Raw genomic sequence first — 18,598 nt, 5'->3', positions numbered from 1 at the left:
TGGAAACTGCGCGCAAATTGGGCAGATTTTTCCCGGTATGCGCGATTGATGGGCGGAAGTGAGTCAGCTTTTGGCGGCTTGCAGCAGCAGGCTCAGCGCATGATCGCGGGCCGCTTCGCGCACGGTGTCGCGGCCGAGCGCGCCGAATTCGACTGTCTCGACCTGCGTTTCGGCGCCGTTTCGGGCGAGGCCGAAGCAGACGCGGCCCTCGGGTTTGAACTCCGACCCGCCGGGGCCTGCGATCCCGGTGATCGCGACCGCGAGCTGGGCGTGGGAGTGGCGCAGCGCGCCCTCGGCCATCTCGCGCGCGACCTCCTCGGAGACCGCGCCATGGGCGTCGAGGCTTTCCGCGCTGACGCCCAGCATCTCGCGTTTGGCGTCATTGGTGTAGGTGACGAAGCCGCGCTCCACCACCGCCGACGATCCCGGAATATCGGTAAGGGCTGCGGCGACCATGCCGCCGGTGCAGCTCTCGGCGGTGGCGACCATGAGACCGCGCGCCTTGCAGGCGTCGAGAACGTCGGAGGCGCGGCTCATCCCATCATGCCCAGAAAGACGATGTGATAGAGCCCTGCGAGGATGATCGACACGATCCCGGCAAAGACCCCCGCCCAGATGTCGTCCAGCATCACGCCCGTCGCGTCATGGCGGCGATCGGCGCGGCCCACGAGCCACGGCTTCCAGATGTCGAACAGCCGGAACAGCAGGAAGGCCGCGACCGGGCCGGGCCAGACCATATGCAGATCGACGCCGGTGGAGAGGCCGCGCTGCCAGAAGCCGAAGGCCGGGAACAGGAGCGCCACCCATTGGCCCGCCACCTCGTCGATGACGATCTCGGAGGGGTCGTCGCTGCTGTCGCCCAGTTGCGCGCGCACCGACCAGAAGCCGAGTGCGGTGACCGCGACCGTGGCGATCACCAGCGGGATAAAGCCCAGCCAATGCTCGATCGCCCAACCGACCAGCACCGCCACCAGCGAGCCCCAGGTGCCCGGCGCGGGTTTCAGCAAGCCGACAAATCCGACCGTGTTGATGGCGCGCAGCATGGCGTTACTCCTTGATCAGCGTGGCAGTGGCGATGGCGGCGATGCCTTCCTCGCGCCCGGTGAAGCCCAGACGTTCGGAGGTGGTGGCCTTGACCGAGATCCGGCCCGGCTCGATCCCGATGATGCGCGCCAGAACCTGTGCCATTTCAGTGGCATGCGGGCCGATCTTGGGACGCTCGCAGATCAGCGTGACATCGGCATTGCCCAGACGGAAGCCTCGTGCTTCGGCCAGTTTCACCGCGTGGTCGAGGAAAATCTCGGACGCCGCGCCCTTCCACTGCGGGTCCGATGGCGGGAAATGCCGCCCGATATCGCCCTCGGCCAGCGCGCCATAGATCGCATCGGTCAGCGCGTGCATGCCCACATCGGCATCGGAATGGCCCTTGAGCTTCTTGTCATGCGGCACCGCGACCCCGCAGAGCGTCACGTGATCGCCCGGCTCGAACGCGTGCACGTCGTAACCATGACCCAAACGGATATCCATCTTGTCTCCCAACAGTCTCTCGGCCCGGGCGAAATCCTCCGGGTAGGTGATCTTCAGATTGTCCTCCGAGCCGCGCGTGATCGCAACCGATAGACCCGCCGCCCGGGCCACTTCCACGTCATCGGCGGACCCGCCGGGATGGGCGCGGTGCGCGCTGAGGATCGCGTCGAAATCGAAGCCCTGCGGGGTCTGCGCGCGGTAGAGCCCGTTGCGGTCCTGCGTGCCCGTGACCTGACCGTTCTCGCCGGTCCAGAGTGCATCCGACACGGGCAGGGCGGGAGCTGCCGCCTGTGCGCTGTCCAGCGCCTCTAGCACGCCGTCGATCACTGCGCGGCTCACCAGCGGGCGTGCCCCGTCATGGATCAGCACCTTCTCGACGCCCGAGCCCTCGAGCATCTCCAGCGCATTGCGCACCGAGGCGTCGCGGCTGGCACCGCCCGCACACAGCGCGACCTTGCCCTGAAACAGCGCGACGCCGCGCGCCATGTCCTCGGGATGCAGCACCACGACGATGCGTCCGATGCCTTCGAAAGCGGCGACGGTATGGGCCAGCACCGGCTGCCCCGCGAGGCTCTGCCATTGCTTCGGGGTTTCTCCGCCGGCGCGGGTGCCGCGCCCGGCGGCGACGATGATGATGGCGATGCTCATGGCGCCTCCCTGATCGCCCAAGGGCTTAGGCGAAGACGCGACTTTGCGCAATCGGTGCCGCTTGACGCGAGACGCTGCGGGATGTGACAACTGGCCACGGACCGGTGATTAAAAAATAGGCGGATGCTGATTTTCCCACCTAAAAAAGGCTGGACGCAATTGTGATTCTTTGGTCAAACGCCTAATTCGAAGGAAGACGCGTAACAGGACAGTCTCCGTGCCGCAGAATTTGGTTCTCGACGATATCACATTGACCCCTCCGGTTTTCCTCGCGCCGATGGCGGGGATCACCGACCTTCCGTTCCGGCGGATGGTGGCGCGCTTCGGCGCGGGTCTCGTCGTGTCCGAGATGGTGGCCTCGGGTGAGATGCTGACGGCGAAGCCCTCCGTGCGCGCGAAGGCGCGGGTCGAGATGGGGCTGGAGCTGCCGACCTCGGTGCAATTGGCGGGCCGTGAGCCCGAGCCGATGGCCGAAGCCGCGAAAATGGTCGCCGGCATGGGGGCGCGGATCATCGACATCAATATGGGCTGCCCGGCCAAGAAGGTGACGGGCGGGGCCTCGGGCTCGGCGCTGATGCGCGATCCAGATCACGCGCTGCGTCTGATCGAGGCGACGGTGGGTGCGGTCGATCTGCCGGTGACGCTGAAGATGCGGCTGGGCTGGTGTGACGATACGCATAACGCGGCCGAGATCGCGCGCCGGGCAGAGGCTGCGGGCGTGAAGATGATCGTCGTGCATGGGCGCACTCGGATGCAGTTCTACAAAGGCAACGCCGACTGGGAGGCGATTGCCGAGACGGTCGAGGCGGTCTCGATCCCGGTGATCGCCAATGGCGACGTGGTCGATGCGAGTTCCGCTCGCGCTGCGCTTGAACAATCCGGCGCGGCGGGCGTGATGGTCGGGCGTGGGGCGCAGGGCGCACCGTGGCGCTTGGCTGAAATCGGTCATGAAATCTTCGGATCGCCGAAGCCGCAGGTTCCGTACGGAAACGCCCTTTGCGATTATATTTCAGAACATTACGAGGCGATCTTGAGCTTCTACGGCCGTGATCTCGGGTTGCGTCTCGCGCGCAAGCATCTGGGCTGGTATTGCGAGGCGGCGAACGCGCCGCTGCGCGCCGAGATGATGGTCAGCGAAACGCCGGAGGCGACCTTGGCGCTAATCGAGCGCGCTTTCGGCGAAAGGTGCGCCGCATGAACCTTCCGGCTCCCGGCATAATCTGGACTTCGCTGCCGACCCCGGCTTTGCTGATCGACGGCGATGATCTTGTCGACGAGGTGAACCCGGCCGCCGAGCTGTTCCTTAACCTGTCTGCCAAGGCGCTGAGGGGTAAGGCGATCGGCGAAAGGCTCGCGATTTCCGCGCCTTTGGAGGAGATCTTCTACCGGGTTCGGAAGAACCGCGCCTCTCTCTTCGTTAACGATGTCGAGCTGACGACGGGCGAGAAAGCCCCGGTGCAATGCAACCTTCAGGCTGCGCCGGTGGGCGAAGACCCCGACCGGGTGTTGCTGCTGATCGAGCCGCGCGAGCTGGCTGACCGGCTGGGCCGCGCGAGCCTCGTGAAATCGGCGGCGCGCTCGGCCATCGGTATGGCGGAGATGTTGGCCCATGAGATCAAGAACCCGCTCGCCGGGATCGCCGGGGCGGCCCAGCTTCTGAGCATGAACTTGTCCGGAGAAGACCTTGAATTAACGGACCTGATCGTCGACGAGACGCGCCGGATCGTGAAGCTACTCGAGCAGGTCGAACAGTTCGGCAATGTCCGTGCGCCCGAGAAGAAGCCGGTCAATATCCATGACGTGCTCGACCGCGCACGCAAATCCGCAGGTGTGGGTTTCGGCGCGCATATGGCGATCACGGAGGATTACGATCCCTCGCTGCCGCCGACGCTGGGCGATGCGGATCAATTGACTCAAGTCTTCCTGAACCTGTTGAAAAACGCCGCAGAAGCCTCTGAAGGAGCTGGGAATATCAAGATCCGTACCTTCTACGAACACAGCCTGCGTCTGCGTCGCGCCGATGGATCGGGGCAGCCCTTGCCGCTGCAGATCGAGATCATCGACGACGGCCCCGGTATTCCGCCGGAAATCTCCAACGAGATCTTCGAGCCCTTCGTCTCGGGTCGCGAGAACGGGACCGGGCTCGGTCTCGCCCTTGTCTCGAAGATCATCAATGATCACGACGGCTGGGTCACGCTCGACTCGGTCCCGGGCAAGACCCGGTTTCGCATTTCACTTCCCGTTGCGCCGAAGGAGGCCTGATCCATGGACGGCACCGTACTTGTCGCGGATGACGATCGCACAATCCGCACCGTTCTGACCCAGGCGCTGACCCGTGCGGGCTGCAAGGTTCACGCCACGGCCTCGCTCGTGACGCTGATGCGGTGGGTCGAAGAGGGCAAGGGTGATCTGGTGATTTCCGACGTCATGATGCCCGACGGGAACGGGCTGGAGGCGTTGCCGAAGATTTCCGAGGAGCGTCCCGGCCTGCCGGTCATCGTGATCTCGGCGCAGAACACGATAATGACCGCGATTCAGGCGGCCGAGGCCGAGGCCTACGACTATCTGCCCAAACCGTTCGATCTGCCCGACCTGATGAAGCGTGCGCAAAAGGCGCTGGAGCAGAAACGCCGCAGTCCGACCGCGCCGCGCGAGATCGACGGACGCGCCGATGCGGGCGATCTGCCGCTGGTCGGGCGCACGCCTGCGATGCAGGAGCTTTACCGGCTCGTTGCGCGGGTGATGAATGCCGATCTCGCGGTGCTGATCGCGGGTGAGAGCGGCACCGGCAAGTCCCTCATCGCGAAGGCTATTCACGACTTTTCCGACCGCCGCACGCTTCCCTTCGTGGTGGCGCAGGCAGGTGATCTGCAGGGCGCGGACGGCCCCGCGGCACTGGTGGCGAAGGCCAAAGGTGGCTCGCTCGTTTTCGACGAGGTCGGCGATTACGACGACGAGACGCAGGCGCGGATCGTGCGTATGCTCGACGCGCTGCCCGATCCCGCACCGCGTATCATGGCGACGACGCAGATCGACCTCGCGGGGCTGATGGAGGCGGGAAAGTTCCGCCAGGACCTGTTCTATCGCCTCGGCGGCGTGACGCTGAACGTGCCGAGCCTGCGCGAGCGGGTCGAGGATATCCCGCTTCTGGCCGAGCATTTCCTTGCCCGCGCCGAGCGTGACGGGCTGGGGCTGCGCCGTTTCACGCCCGAGGCGCTGCAACTCGTGCGCGCCTATTCCTGGCCCGGCAACGTGCGCCAGCTGGAGAACACGATCCGCCGGCTTGCCGTGACCTCGCCCGAAGAGGAAATCACCCGGGCCGAGGCGGAATTCGTGCTGGGCAACCAGCCCGCGATCGAGCCGCTACGTCAGGGCGGCGAGGGCGAGAAGTTGTCCTCCTCCATCGCACGCCACCTGCGGCGCTATTTCGACCTTCACGGCGGCACGCTGCCACCGCCGGGCCTCTACGACCGGATTTTGAAGGAAATGGAGGCGCCGCTGATCGAAATCGCCTTGGATGCAACCGGCGGCAATCAAGCCAGATGTGCCGATTTGCTCGGCATCAACCGCAATACGTTGCGGAAAAAGATCACTGATCTGGATATTCAGGTGACACGGCGCCGCAAACTGATGTAAACCCGCAACAGGGGCCTGTGGCTTTTCCGTCTAACGGATTCGCGAGCTTCAGCCCGGAATGAGGGGGCATTGGTGCAGGGCAGCACGGCATATCGCTCAGGCTGGGACCGTTTGGCGCGCTTTCGCCGCCAGAAGCGGGTCCGCAACCTGTTCACCTTCGGCCTGGTGGTGCTTGGCCCGGCGCTCGCGATTGCGACCTTTATCGTCCTCGGCCCCCTGGGACAGGGGGCGGACAGCACCGCGCTGCGCCTGATCCTGCTCGCCGATTTCGTCTATTTTCTGCTGCTCGCCGGTCTGATTTTGATGCGGCTGGTGCAGATCATCGCAGCCCGGCGCGCCCATTCCGCCGGCTCGCGGCTCACCCTGCGCCTGACGGGCGTTTTCGCGGGCATTGCGCTGGTGCCGACGATCCTCGTCGCAGTCTTCGCGTTCCTTACCGTGAATATCGGCCTCGAGGGGTGGTTTTCCGACCGCGTGCGCTCGGTCGTCGGCACCTCGCTTCAGGCCGCCGAGGCCTATCAGTCCGAGCACAAGCGCGATCTGGTGCAGGACAGCCGGGCGCTCGCGAATTTCCTCGACCTGCGGCGGCAGGCGTCGACCTTCATGTCGGATGGCGAGCTGCGCGAATTGCTCATTACCGGGCAGGCGGGCATCCAGCGCGGCGTGAAAGAGGCCTATGTGATCGACGGTACGGGGCGCATCATCGCGCGCGGCGATCGCTCTTATCTCTTTGATTACGAAGAACCTTCTCCGCGTGACATCGTCGAGGCGCAGAAGGGCGAGACGGTGCTGATCGAGGATTGGCCGAACTCGGAACTGCGCGCGCTGATCCGGCTCGACGCTTTCGTGGATCGGTATCTGTATATCTCGCGCAAGGTGGATGGGCAGATTCTCGCGCTGCTGGACAAGACGCGCGAGACAGTGACGCTCTATCAGCAATTGGAGAGCGCCCGCGGTCGCGTCATCTTCGAATTCGGGCTGGTCTATTTCGGCTTCGCGCTGATCCTGATCCTCGCCGCGCTCTGGATGGGGCTGTGGTTCGCGGAGCGCCTGTCTCGGCCGATCGGGCGGCTCGCCGCCGCCGCGGAGCGGGTCGGCGCGGGTGATTTGGACGCGCGGGTGATCGAGGCCGAGGGCGACGACGAGATCGCGACGCTTGGCGAGGCGTTCAACCGCATGACCGGGCAACTGAAGGGCCAGCGCATGGCCCTGATGGAGAACCACCGCGAGACGGAAGAACGCCGTCGCCTGTTCGATTCCGTGCTGTCCTCGGTGACTTCGGGGGTGATCGGACTCGATGCCGACGGGCGGATCGATTTCATGAACCGGGCAGCTATGCAGTTGCTGGCGCTCAATAGCGTGAGCGATCATTCCCGCGACCTTGCAACCGCCGTTCCAGAGTTTCTGTCGATTTACAACAAGTTGCAGGACGGTCTTAATGAAGTCGCGCAGGAGGAAATCCGGATTTCGCGCGGCGGGCGGCTGGAGAGCCTGCTGGTGCGCATGGCCGTTCGACGCAACGATCTGGGCACGCCCGAAGGCTATGTGGTCGCGTTCGAGGATGTGACCGATCTGGTCTCTGCGCAGCGGATGGCGGCCTGGGGCGACGTGGCGCGGCGCATCGCACATGAGATCAAGAACCCGCTCACGCCGATCCAGCTCTCGGCCGAACGGATCAAGCGTAAGTTCGGCAAGATGACCGAGGGCGAAGACCTAGAAACGCTCAATCAGTTGACCGGCGTTATTGTGCGCCAGACCAATGACTTGCGGCGCATCGTGGACGAGTTCTCGCGCTTCGCCCGGATGCCCGAGCCCGACCGTGCCGATCACGATCTTGCGCAGCTCGTGCGCGATGCGGCGACCTTGCAGCAAGACAGCCTGCATGGCGCGAAACTGGTGACGGATGTCCCAACCGAGCCGGTGATCGTCGAACTGGACGCGACGATGATTTCGCAAGCGGTGACTAACCTCGTAAAGAACGCGGGCGAAGCGATTGAATCCTATACGGAAAAAGGGAACGTGGAGGAAGGCTACGCGCCCGAGGTGCGCCTCGATATGGAAGTCGCCTCTGATCACGTGACGATCCATATCGCGGATAACGGGATCGGCCTGCCGCCGGACCGTTCGCGCCTGTTCGAGCCTTACGTGACGACGCGCGAGAAAGGCACCGGGCTGGGTCTTCCCATCGTCAAGAAGATCATCGAGGAACATGGTGGAACGTTGACGCTGAGCGACGCGCCCGCCTTCGTAGAGGGCGCCCATCGCGGGGCGCTCGCCGAAATCAGGCTCCCACGCGCCCGAGCAGCGCTCAGAGCCATCAAGGAGAGGGGCGAAGCCCCCGGGGAAGTGACATGAGCGACATTCTGATCGTCGACGACGAGAAAGACATCCGCGAGCTGATCGCCGACATCCTGCGCGACGAAGGCTTCAAGACACGCCTCGCGGCGAATTCCAACGAGTGCATGGACGAGATCAACGCGCAGGAACCGGCGCTGATGATCCTCGATATCTGGCTGAAGGACAGCAAGATGGACGGGATCGACATCCTCAAGACGGTCAAGCGCGACAATCCGGACGTGCCGGTGATCATCATCTCGGGCCACGGCAATATCGAGATCGCTGTGGCGGCTATCAAGCAGGGCGCTTACGACTTCATCGAGAAGCCGTTCAACATCGACCAGCTGATGGTGGTGATCTCCCGCGCGATGGAGACGGCGCGGCTGCGGCGCGAGAACTCGACGCTCAAGCGCCGCGACATGTCCTCGGGCGAGATGATCGGCGACTCGGCGGCGTTCCGGCGGCTGAAGGATCAACTCGACAAGGTGACCAAGTCCAACGGCCGGGTGATGCTGACGGGCGAGCCGGGCTCGGGCAAGGAGATGGCCGCGCGCTACATCCACCAGTTCTCGACCCGTGCGGCGGGGCCCTTCGTCACGGTCAATTCCGCCTCGATCGAGCCCGACCGGATGGAAGAGGTCCTCTTCGGGCGCGAGACGCCTGAGCGCGGCGTCGAGAAGGGCTTGCTGGAGCAGGCCCATGGCGGTGTGATCTATTTCGACGAGGTGGCGGAGATGCCGCTCGGCACGCAGTCGAAGATCCTGCGCGTCTTGACCGAGCAGCAATTTCTGCGTGTGGGCGGGGCCGACAAGGTCCGCGTCGACCTGCGGGTTATCTCGTCGACGACCCGCGATCTGACGGCACAGATCCGCGAGGGGCATTTCCGGCAGGAGCTCTACGACCGGCTCAACGTGGTGCCGATCGAGGTGCCGCCGCTCTCCGAGCGCCGCGAGGACGTGCCGCTTCTGGCCGACCATTTCCTGCGCGGCTTCAACGAGACCCAAGGCCTGCCGCTGCGAGAAATCTCGGAAGAGGCGGCGGCGCTGATGCAGACGATGGAGTGGCCCGGCAACGTCCGCCAGCTGCGCAACGTGATCGAGCGGGTGCTTATCCTCGGGGAAGGCACGGGCGTGATCGAGGCGCGCGAATTGCCCGGCCAGGAAGGCCCGGCGGATGAGGGGCGCATCGTTCTGGGCGGCGCGCTTGCAACGCTTCCACTGCGCGAGGCGCGCGAGCTGTTCGAGCGCGAATATCTGCTCACCCAGATCAACCGTTTCGGGGGCAACATCTCGCGCACCGCGAATTTCGTCGGCATGGAGCGCTCGGCGCTGCACCGCAAGCTCAAATCGCTCGGCGTCGTCACCACGAACAAGGCCGGCGCCCGCGTCGCCCAGTTTGACGGCGGCGAGGAGTAACCCAAAAAAACGCGCGCTCCTTGCGGGGCGCGCGTCTTGTCTTCGGCTTGGAAGAAATATCCCGGGGTGAGCCCGGAACGGGCGAGGGGCAGAGCCCCTCTTTTTTATTTCTCCGGCAAGAGCCCGCGCGGGCTGAAGCGCAGCACCATCAGCAGGATGATACCCATCACCAGCATCCGCATATGCGGGGCCGACTGGATCAGGTGATCCTTGAACCCGCCATCGGGGAAGGGAGCCGCCAGCGCGCCCATGATATCCGGGCCCCAGTCGCCTGCCTTGACCCAGACATACCAGATCAGCACGCCACCGAGGATCGAACCCCAGTTGTTCCCCGAGCCGCCCACGATCACCATCACGAGGATCAGGAAGGTGTAGCGCAGCGGGTTGTAGGAGGTCGGCGTCATCTGCCCGTCGAGCGAGATCATCATCGCGCCCGCAAGCCCGATCACCGCCGAGCCCAGCACGAAGATCTGCAGATGGCGGCGCGTGACGTTCTTGCCCATTGCCGCCGCCGAGATCTCGTTGTCGCGGATCGCGCGCATCATCCGGCCCCAGGGCGATTTCAGCGACATCTCGGTCAGCCAGATCAGCGCGAGGATGACGATCACGAACAGCACGAGGAAGGCCAGCTTCACCACGATGGTCGAGCCAAGCTGCGGATCGAGGCCCCAGCTCTGCATTTGCGCGACGAAGTCGGGCGAGTTCTGCAGGTCGATCTCGTAGGGCACCGGCCAGGGGCGCGGGATGCCATTGACGTTCAGCACGCCGCGGTCGAGCCACTGTTCGTTCTTCAGGATCGCAACGATGATCTCCGCGATGCCCAGCGTGGCGATCGCGAGGTAATCCGAGCGCAGGCCGAGGGCGGTCTTGCCGACCAGCCAAGCCGCGCCTGCGGCGAGAACCGCGCCCACGGGCCAGGAGATCAGCGTCGGAAGGCCAAGCCCGCCGAGGTTGCCCTGCGCCGAGGGGTTGATCGCCTCGATCACTTCGACCGCCGGATCGAAGAGCCAGCGATAGGTGAAGAAGCCGACGATCAGCACGGCCGTCACGGCGAGACCGCGCGTCTTTCCGCGCAGATTGCGCCAGATCCAGACCGCCGCCAGCACGGCGACGATGGCCACGAAGAAGGCCGCCATGATGCCCGGACCGCCGCCCGAGAAAGCGCCGGGAGTGGGCGGCATGGAGATCAGCACCGGGGCGAGCCCGCCAAGCGCGAGGAAGCCCATCGCGCCTGCGTTGAACAGGCCCGCATAGCCCCATTGCATGTTCACGCCGAGCGCCATGATCGCCGACAGCAGTCCCATGTTGAGAATGCCGAGCGCCGAGTTCCAGCCCGAGGTGAAACCTTCGAGCAGGATGAGCGCGGCCATGATGGCGAAGAAGAGGGGCGCACGGAGACGGCTGGTCTCACCAGCCTGACGATTGCTGCTCATACGATTTTCCCCTTGAAGAGGCCGGTCGGCTTGAAGATCAGGACAAGGATCAGGATCGTGAAGCTGACTGCGTATTTGTAGTCGGTGGAGAGAAGCTGAACGAGCCCGTCCGGCTCCCAGTTCGGGATCAGATAGGTCGCCACCTTCTTCCAAGCGTAGGTGAGGCCCACCTCCGAGAAGGAGATCACGAAGCCGCCCGCGATCGCGCCCACCGGGTTGCCGATGCCGCCGACGATGGCCGAGGCGAAGATCGGTAGCAGAAGCTGGAAATAGGTGAAGGCTTTGAACGACTTGTCGAGCCCGTAGAGCGTGCCTGCGATGGTCGCGAGCGCGCCGGTGATGATCCAGGTCACGGCCACGACCTTGTTCGGGTCGATGCCGGACAGCAGCGCCAGATCCTCGTTATCGGAAAACGCGCGCATGGATTTGCCGGTGCGCGTCTTGCCCAGGAACCAGAACAGCGCGGCCACGGTGATGATCGCGGTGACGACGGTGATCACCTGCGTCGAGCGCAGCGTCAGCGGCTCGGAGAGGCCCGTCATGTCGCGCCATTGCCGGGCGTTGATGACGAAGCGGGTGCCGTCGTCGAAATTGATCTGGTCGACGCCGATCAGGAAGCGCGTGAGCGCGTTCATCACGAACATCACGCCGACCGAGACCATGACCATGACCACGGGCGCAGCCCTGACCTTTCGGTAATACTGGTAAACGACCTTGTCGGTCCCGAGCATCAGCGCCGAGGTGATGACGATGCCGAAGGGCAATGCGAGCAGGGCGGTCGGCAGAGGCCCGAAGCTGATCCCCATCGCCTGGAAACCCCAGGTGATCAGGATCACGACCCCGGTGCCGAAGGCCATCGTATCGCCATGCGCGAAGTTGGAAAACCGCAGGATCGAGTAGATCAGCGTGACCCCGAGCGCGCCGAGCGCAAGCTGCGCGCCATAGGCGGTGGCGGGGATGATGACGTAATTGGTAACCGCGACGAGCGCGTTGATGAGTTCCATTGCTCAGCCCCCCAGGAAGGTGCGGCGGACTTCCGGGTCGGCCAGAAGGGCCTCGCCAGTGTCGGTGTACTTGTTCGCGCCCTGCACGAGGACATAGCCTTTATCCGCGATCTCAAGCGCTTGGCGGGCGTTCTGTTCGACCATCAGGATCGAGATGCCGGTGCGCGCGACCTCGATGATGCGGTCGAACAGCTCGTCCATCACGATGGGCGAGACGCCTGCGGTCGGCTCGTCGAGCATCAGGAGCTTCGGCTGGGTCATCAGCGCGCGGCCCACGGCCACCTGCTGACGCTGCCCGCCTGACAGTTCGCCCGCATTCTGGCGACGCTTTTCCTTCAGGATCGGGAACAGGTCGAAGACCTGATCCATCGTGCCCCGAAAATCGTCGTCGCGGATGAAGGCGCCCATCTCGAGGTTTTCCTCGACCGTCATGGTCGGGAAGACGTTGTTCACCTGCGGCACGAAGCCCATGCCTTTCTTGACGCGGTCCTGCGGCGAGAGGCCGGTGATGTCCTGCCCGTCGAGCGTGACCTTGCCTTCGCGCAGGCCGAGCATGCCGAAGACCGCCTTCATCGCGGTGGATTTGCCTGCGCCGTTGGGGCCGACGATCACCGCGATCTCGCCTTTTTCGACGGTCAGGGTGCAGTCGTGCAGGATGTCGGCCTTGCCGTAGCCGCCGGTCATGTGTGAGGCGTCGAGGTAGCTCATTTGTCGCCTCCATGGCCTGCTTCGTCGCCCAGACCGGGCTGCGCGCCGTGGTCTTCATGCGCGGCGGTCTCGGCGGTTTCCTCGGCCTTGACCTTGTTCTTCAGGCCGGTCCCCAGATAGGCCTCGATCACGGCCTCGTTTTCCATGATGTGATCGGCGGACCCTTGGGCCAGCACCTTGCCCTCGGCCATCACGATGACCGGGTCGCAGAGGCGGCCGATGAAATCCATGTCATGTTCGATCACGCAGAAGGTGTAGCCGCGCTCCTTGTTCAGTCGCACGATGGCGTCGCCGATCGTGTTCAGAAGCGTCCGGTTCACGCCCGCGCCGACCTCGTCGAGGAAGACGATCTTGGCTTCGACCATCATCGTGCGGCCCAGTTCCAGAAGCTTCTTCTGACCACCCGAGAGGTTCCCTGCCTTCTCATCCTTGAGATGCGAAATCGTCAGGAAATCAAGCACTTCATCGGCTTTCTTCAGAAGCGCCGCTTCTTCCTCGCGGATGTGTTTTCGCCCGAACCACGTGTTCCAGAGCGTCTCGCCGGCTTGCCCGGTGGGCACCATCATCAGGTTCTCGCGCACGGTGAGCGAAGGAAACTCATGCGCGATCTGGAAGGTGCGCAGCAGACCCTTGTGGAACAGCTCGTGCGGGGCAAGCCCGGTGATGTCCTCGCCATCCATCGTTACACGGCCCGCGGTGGGTTCGTGCACGCCTGCGATGACGTTGAAGAGCGTGGATTTGCCGGCGCCGTTCGGTCCGATCAGCCCGGTGATAGAGCCGGTTTCAATCTCGAGGCTCGCGCCATCGACCGCCCGGAATCCGCCGAAGGATTTGACTAGGTTTTCAACCCGGATCATAGGGTCCCCTGAGTTGTAGGCATGTTAGCTTCACGCCGCATCTTGTTGTTTTATAATTGAAAACAGCCCGGATCTCTCCGGGCTGTCTCGCGTCTGATGATCGCTTAGCGGTACTTCACCGTTTCGATCTTGTCGTCCTTGATCTCGATTTCGCGGAAGGTGCCCGCGGCTTCGCCATTGCCGATCAGGTTGACGGCGGTCGCGCCTTCGTAATCGACAGGCTTGCCTTCCTTGATCAGGTCGAGCGCCTTGCCCAGCTCGCCGGGATAGATCTTCTCGCCGGGTCCGTTCGCGACTTCCATGACCTTGTCCTTGTAGACTTTCGGGTCGGTGGAGTCGGCGGCCTGCATCGCCAGCAGCATCAGGGCCGCTGCGTCATAGGCGCCGCCCGAATAGGCCGACGAGCCGTCGAAGCCGGCTTTCTCGGCCATGCCGAGATAGGTCTTCATGCCGTCGCCCGCGGAGTCGGGAAGCTGACCGAAGGAGCCGTTGATTTCCGAGCCGAAATTGTCTTCGAGCGTCTGGCTGACCATGCCGTCGGGGAAGACGAAGGTCTCGAAGGCGCCGGTGTCGAGCGCGCCGCGCAGGATGCCCGAGCCGCCCTGGTCGATATAGCCGACGATGACGAGCGCGTCGCCACCCGCGGAGGCGAGCGATGCGACTTCGGCGGAGTAGTCGCCCTTGCCGTCTTCATGCGCGGCCGAGATCGTGACGTTGCCGCCCTTGGCCTTGTAGGCTTTCTCGAAGCTGTCCGCGAGACCCTTGCCGTAGTCGTTGTTGGTGTAGGTGACGGCGGCGTTCTTGATGCCTTTCTCGATCAGCTCATCGGCCATGACTTCGCCCTGACGCGCATCCGACGGAGCGGTGCGGAAGAACAGGCCATCGTCTTCGAGATCCGAGAGCGCCGGCGAGGTCGCCGAGGGCGAGATCATCACGACGCCGTTCGGCATGGCGACGTTCTGCAGGACAGCGGTGGTCGCGCCCGAGCACATCGCGCCCATGATGCCAGCCACCTTGTCGGTGGTGACGAGCGTTTCGCCAGCCGCGGTTGCGGCTGCTGCGTCGACGCAAGTCGAGTCGCCGCGGACTGCGGTCACGGTGTCGCCACCCAGCAGCTTGCCGGAGTCGGAGACTTCCTTGATCGCCATCTCGGCACCCTGCGCCATCGGCGGGGCGAGCGATTCAAGCGGGCCGGTAAAGCCCAGCAGGACGCCCATCTTCACGTCATCGGCATATGCGCCGGTCGCGCCAAGCGCGATCGCAGCCGAAGCCAGAAGCAGTTTTTTCATGTGTTCACTCCCGTGTTGGAACTCGCGTTCTTGCGCGAGGTTAGTGCGCGGTGCGTCAAATGTGAAGAACCGCGAGTGGCGCGATGACGCGAAAAACCGACCCGAAGGTCAAGCATCGCGCAATGCGACGTAACGGCAATTTGGGCCGTTGTGCAAATTCGTGAAAAGCGAGGGGGCGGATTGCGCAATTTTCAGTCGAGCGAGTCTTCCGGTCCAACCTCGGAGGCGGCGTCCGGGATCTCCTTCTCGCCCGCAGCGCTCGCGCCGCGTTCACGGTAGGGTGTGGTCTGGTAATGCGCGCGGTAGCATTTCGAGAAATGCGAGGGGCTGGCGAAGCCGCAGGCCATGGCGACGTTGATCACGCTCATTTCTGTCTGCATCAGCAGGTTACGCGCCTTCTGCAGCCGCAATTCCATGTAATAGCGCTTGGGCGAGCGGTTGAGGTAGCGGCGGAACAGCCGCTCCAGCTGGCGCGCCGACATGCCGACCTCGGTGGCGAGCGTCGCGGGGCTGATCGGGTCTTCGATATTGCGCTCCATCCGGCCGATCACCTGCGCGAGCTTCGGGTGGCGCACGCCGATCCGGGTGGGAATCGATAGCCGCTGGGTGTCGCGGTCCGAGCGGATCGAGGAATGGATCAGCTGATCGGCGACGGTATTGGCCAGTTCCTCGCCGTGATCGCGGGCGATCAGCCGCAGCATCAGGTCGATCGAGGCGGTGCCGCCCGCCGTCGTCACCCGGTTGCCGTCGATCACGAACACGCCCTTGGTCAGTTCGATATCGGGAAAATCCTCGGCGAAGGCGTCGATATTCTCCCAGTGGATCGTCGCGCGCTTGCCGTCGAGCAGACCCGCGCGGGCCAGCGCGTAAGATCCGGTGCACAAGCCGCCCATCACCGCGCCGCGCCGCGCCTCGCGCCGCAGCCAGTTCAACAGCGGCTTGCTGACCGCCTCGGCCACGTCGATGCCGCCGCAGACCAGCACCATCGTGTCGCGTCCCAGCTCCTCCAGACCGATATCGGTGCGGAAGGTCGTCCCGTTCGAGCAGGTGACATCCGCGCCGGACTCTGAGGCGAGTTTCCACGTGTAGAGCGTGCGACCGGACACCTGGTTGGCGAGGCGCAGCGGCTCGATCGCGCTTGCGAAGGCCATCATCGTGAATCGCTCTAGAAGCAGGAAGACGACCGAACGCTGGCGTGCGTCCGGGCCAATCCGGATCATTCCTTGCGAAGGGGCTGGCCGACGGGTGGGGCGGGGATCAGGCATGTCGTCAATCCGTCATCTGTGGTGAATCACCGAAACAGGAAATTGGCGCGCGCCGCAAGAGGGGGGCAAGGTGGGCGCTGCAGACTTGTCGAAATGCAAATTCGGGTTTGTTTCCCAGACCCGCGCCGTCTATAAGCGGCGCCGAATGAACACGACCACGCTTTTGGAGGATCAGATGGGCAAGGGTTGGAGCAAATCGGACTGGCGCGCGAAACCGCGGGTTCAGATGCCCGACTATCCCGATCAGGGGGCGCTGAACGCTGTCGAGGCACAGCTGTCGCGGATGCCGCCGCTGGTCTTCGCGGGCGAGGCGCGCACGCTGAAGGCGGAGCTTGCGAAAGCTGCGCGTGGCGAGGCGTTCCTGCTTCAGGGCGGCGACTGCGCCGAGTCCTTCGGGGAATTTTCCGCCGACAATATCCGTGACACGTTCAAGGTGATGCTGCAGATGGCGGTCGTGCTCACCTGGGGCGCGAAGGTTCCGGTCATCAAGGTCGGCCGCATGGCGGGCCAGTTCGCCAAGCCGCGTTCGGCGCCGACCGAGACCATCGACGGCACCGAGCTGCCGAGCTACCGCGGCGACATCATCAACGGCTTCGAATTCACCTCGGAGGCGCGTCTGCCCGATCCGAACCGGATGCTGCAGGCCTACACGCAGGCGGCGGCGTCGCTGAACCTGCTGCGCGCCTTCTCGACGGGCGGTTTCGCCGACATCCACCGCGTCCAGAGCTGGATCGCCGGCTTCACCGATGCCGACGAGGCCGAGAAATACCGCGAAGTCGCCAACCATATCAGCGAGGCGATGGACTTCATGCGGGCTGCGGGCGTGACCTCGGAAACCGCGAATGAGCTGGCTTCGGTCGATTTCTACACGTCGCACGAAGCGCTGCTGCTGGAATACGAAGAGGCGCTCTGCCGCATCGATTCCACCTCCGGCCTGCCGATTGCGGGCACCGGTCACATGCTCTGGATCGGTGACCGAACCCGTCAGCCCGACGGTGCACATGTCGAATTCGCACGCGGCGTGCAGAACCCGATCGGTCTGAAATGCGGCCCCACCACCACCGAGGACGACCTCAAGGTGCTGATGGAGAAGCTGAACCCGGAGAACGAGGCGGGCCGTCTGACGCTGATCGCGCGCTTCGGCGCGGGCAAGGTCGGCGATCACCTGCCGCGCCTGATCCGCACGGTCGAGGCCGAGGGCGCGAATGTCGTCTGGTCCTGCGATCCGATGCATGGCAACACGATCAAGTCCGCGTCGGGCTTCAAAACCCGCCCGTTCGACTCCGTGCTGCGCGAGGTGAAGGAATTCTTCGCGATTCACAAAGCCGAGGGCACGATCCCCGGCGGCGTGCATTTCGAGATGACCGGCAAGGACGTGACCGAATGCACCGGCGGCGTGCGCGCGGTGACCGACGGCGATCTTTCCTCGCGCTACCACACCGCCTGCGACCCGCGCCTGAACGCCTCGCAATCGCTGGAACTGGCGTTCCTCGTGGCCGAGGAGCTGCAGGACCGCCGCAAGCTCGCGAAAGCGGCGTCGCAATAAGGCCCCGCGCGCCGCGGCACAGTTTACGAAATGGATCGGCCCGGACCTTTGCGTCCGGGCCTATTTATTGCTGTCGGCGGTGCAGAGGTCATCCATCACGGGTCTTAACCCTCCTGACGCACCACCCGGAACATCGCGCGGCGCTCTTCCGGGGTCATTTCCGCCAGATGTGCGGCGCGGGATTTCGGCCGCGGGGTGTAAGGCGTCTGGCTTTCGGCGAAGCCGGAGGTGGCGGCGGTCGGCACGGGCTGCTCGAAGGAGTGCGCCGGAGGAGACCTGCGCCCAGTCGGTCGGGGCGAAGGCTGCGGGTCGCGCAGGGGCGGCTTCTCCAAAGGCTTGATCCGCGCGGCTGACACGGTAAAGCGGCGCGGGGCGCGTCCGGCGTCGGGGTTACCGTCCGCCGCGTCCGGAGCGCGCAGAGGTTCCGCTACGAAACATCCAAGCGCGCGCGTCACCGCCTCGAAATCGTCCGTCAGCGGCAGCATCAGCAGATGGCCCGTCAGTTCCGGTTTTCCGAGCCCTGCGGCCGAGGCCAGCTGCGCCTCGGCGATGGCGGGACGCGCGAAGACGGCCTCGGTCAGATCGGCGATCTGTTTGCGGGCTTCGGGCGCGAAAAGCGAGGTCAGGGGCATGCCGCGCACCTCCATTCCCATCAGGTCGCAGATATGCTGGCCGGCAAGGCGAAACCGCGCCATGCCCGGCGCGACGCGCTCGAGGATGAAGGCGAATTGCAGTGCCCGGTCGATGCCGCGCGGATCGATATCGGCGCGCGCGGGCATCGGGCGACCGTCGAGCAGCGCCTCCCAATAGGCGTGCAGCTCGTTGCCGACCCGGCGACCTTTGGCCGAGGCGGGGGATGCAGCGTTGCTGTCGGTCTCGCGATCCATTTCTATCATCCTTGTTTCGTCCCGCGCGGCACGGGCGCGGGGCCGC

At 64.6% G+C, this 18,598-nt stretch carries 16 protein-coding genes; 6 read left to right on the top strand and 10 right to left on the bottom strand.

Features of this window, described 5'->3' with window-relative positions; genetic code table 11:
• Window positions 1-63: 63 nt before the first annotated feature.
• The 3 genes from B6V73_RS01860 to B6V73_RS01850 are packed head-to-tail and all read right to left on the bottom strand — an operon-like array spanning window position 64 to window position 2,175.
• The gene (locus B6V73_RS01860) at window positions 64-537 is read right to left on the bottom strand and encodes a CinA family protein (protein ID WP_088724357.1); all 474 of its coding nucleotides are present in this window, start codon (window positions 535-537) and stop codon (window positions 64-66) included.
• Window positions 534-1,043 carry a phosphatidylglycerophosphatase A gene (locus B6V73_RS01855; protein WP_075774914.1) on the bottom strand — a complete coding sequence of 170 codons (510 nt, stop codon included), beginning with the start codon at window positions 1,041-1,043 and terminating at the stop codon, window positions 534-536. Before B6V73_RS01855 ends, B6V73_RS01860 begins: the two co-directional genes overlap by 4 nt.
• Window positions 1,044-1,047: 4 nt before the next feature.
• Entirely contained in the window at window positions 1,048-2,175 is a 1,128-nt protein-coding gene (locus tag B6V73_RS01850) for a bifunctional 2-C-methyl-D-erythritol 4-phosphate cytidylyltransferase/2-C-methyl-D-erythritol 2,4-cyclodiphosphate synthase (RefSeq protein WP_088724356.1), read from the bottom strand.
• 217 nt (window positions 2,176-2,392) lie between these two features.
• Between B6V73_RS01850 and dusB the strand changes: the two genes are divergently transcribed.
• The 5 genes from dusB (at window position 2,393) to B6V73_RS01825 (ending at window position 9,563) form a co-directional block, all read left to right on the top strand.
• Window positions 2,393-3,373 carry a tRNA dihydrouridine synthase DusB gene (gene dusB, locus B6V73_RS01845; protein ID WP_276206788.1) on the top strand — a complete coding sequence of 327 codons (981 nt, stop codon included), beginning with the start codon at window positions 2,393-2,395 and terminating at the stop codon, window positions 3,371-3,373.
• Complete coding sequence (locus B6V73_RS01840; RefSeq protein ID WP_075774912.1) at window positions 3,370-4,437, top strand: ATP-binding protein; 1,068 nt, start codon at window positions 3,370-3,372, stop codon at window positions 4,435-4,437. Before dusB ends, B6V73_RS01840 begins: the two co-directional genes overlap by 4 nt.
• 3 nt (window positions 4,438-4,440) lie before the next feature.
• Entirely contained in the window at window positions 4,441-5,811 is a 1,371-nt protein-coding gene (locus tag B6V73_RS01835; RefSeq protein ID WP_075774911.1) for a response regulator, read from the top strand.
• A gap of 72 nt (window positions 5,812-5,883) precedes the next feature.
• The gene (locus tag B6V73_RS01830) at window positions 5,884-8,166 is read left to right on the top strand and encodes a PAS domain-containing sensor histidine kinase (protein ID WP_088719364.1); all 2,283 of its coding nucleotides are present in this window, start codon (window positions 5,884-5,886) and stop codon (window positions 8,164-8,166) included.
• On the top strand, window positions 8,163-9,563 hold the full coding sequence (locus B6V73_RS01825; RefSeq protein ID WP_075774910.1) for a sigma-54 dependent transcriptional regulator: 1,401 nt from the start codon (window positions 8,163-8,165) through the stop codon (window positions 9,561-9,563). The genes B6V73_RS01830 and B6V73_RS01825 overlap by 4 nt, the downstream gene beginning before the upstream one ends.
• Before the next feature lie 104 nt (window positions 9,564-9,667).
• Here the strand turns inward: B6V73_RS01825 and B6V73_RS01820 are convergent, their stop codons facing one another.
• The 6 genes from B6V73_RS01820 to B6V73_RS01795 form a co-directional block, all read right to left on the bottom strand.
• Window positions 9,668-10,996 (bottom strand): branched-chain amino acid ABC transporter permease, encoded by a 1,329-nt coding sequence (locus B6V73_RS01820; RefSeq protein ID WP_088722827.1) that lies wholly within the window; start codon window positions 10,994-10,996, stop codon window positions 9,668-9,670.
• Entirely contained in the window at window positions 10,993-12,000 is a 1,008-nt protein-coding gene (locus tag B6V73_RS01815) for a branched-chain amino acid ABC transporter permease (protein ID WP_075774908.1), read from the bottom strand. The genes B6V73_RS01820 and B6V73_RS01815 overlap by 4 nt, the downstream gene beginning before the upstream one ends.
• Before the next feature lie 3 nt (window positions 12,001-12,003).
• Complete coding sequence (locus B6V73_RS01810) at window positions 12,004-12,708, bottom strand: ABC transporter ATP-binding protein (protein ID WP_075774907.1); 705 nt, start codon at window positions 12,706-12,708, stop codon at window positions 12,004-12,006.
• The gene (locus tag B6V73_RS01805; RefSeq protein WP_088724355.1) at window positions 12,705-13,565 is read right to left on the bottom strand and encodes an ABC transporter ATP-binding protein; all 861 of its coding nucleotides are present in this window, start codon (window positions 13,563-13,565) and stop codon (window positions 12,705-12,707) included. Before B6V73_RS01805 ends, B6V73_RS01810 begins: the two co-directional genes overlap by 4 nt.
• Window positions 13,566-13,669: 104 nt before the next feature.
• A complete protein-coding gene (locus B6V73_RS01800; RefSeq protein ID WP_075774905.1) occupies window positions 13,670-14,854 on the bottom strand; it encodes an ABC transporter substrate-binding protein in 1,185 nt (394 codons plus the stop codon).
• Window positions 14,855-15,045: 191 nt separating this feature from the next.
• On the bottom strand, window positions 15,046-16,074 hold the full coding sequence (locus B6V73_RS01795; protein ID WP_088718547.1) for a GlxA family transcriptional regulator: 1,029 nt from the start codon (window positions 16,072-16,074) through the stop codon (window positions 15,046-15,048).
• A 220-nt stretch (window positions 16,075-16,294) separates the two neighbouring features.
• On the opposite strand from B6V73_RS01795, the gene B6V73_RS01790 reads away from it, so the two are divergent.
• Window positions 16,295-17,665, top strand: coding sequence for a 3-deoxy-7-phosphoheptulonate synthase class II (locus tag B6V73_RS01790; protein ID WP_075775120.1), 1,371 nt, complete (start codon window positions 16,295-16,297; stop codon window positions 17,663-17,665).
• A 104-nt stretch (window positions 17,666-17,769) separates the two neighbouring features.
• Here B6V73_RS01790 and B6V73_RS01785 read toward each other — a convergent pair whose 3' ends face one another.
• Window positions 17,770-18,552, bottom strand: a complete 783-nt coding sequence (locus B6V73_RS01785; protein WP_088724354.1) for a PAS domain-containing protein — start codon at window positions 18,550-18,552, stop codon at window positions 17,770-17,772.
• Window positions 18,553-18,598: the final 46 nt, after the last annotated feature.

This window comes from Thioclava sp. JM3, assembly GCF_002213185.1.
Taxonomy (GTDB): Bacteria; Pseudomonadota; Alphaproteobacteria; order Rhodobacterales; family Rhodobacteraceae; genus Thioclava; species Thioclava nitratireducens.
The sequence above is the reverse complement of the archived record's forward strand: the minus strand, read 5'-3'. Positions and strand labels throughout refer to the sequence as shown.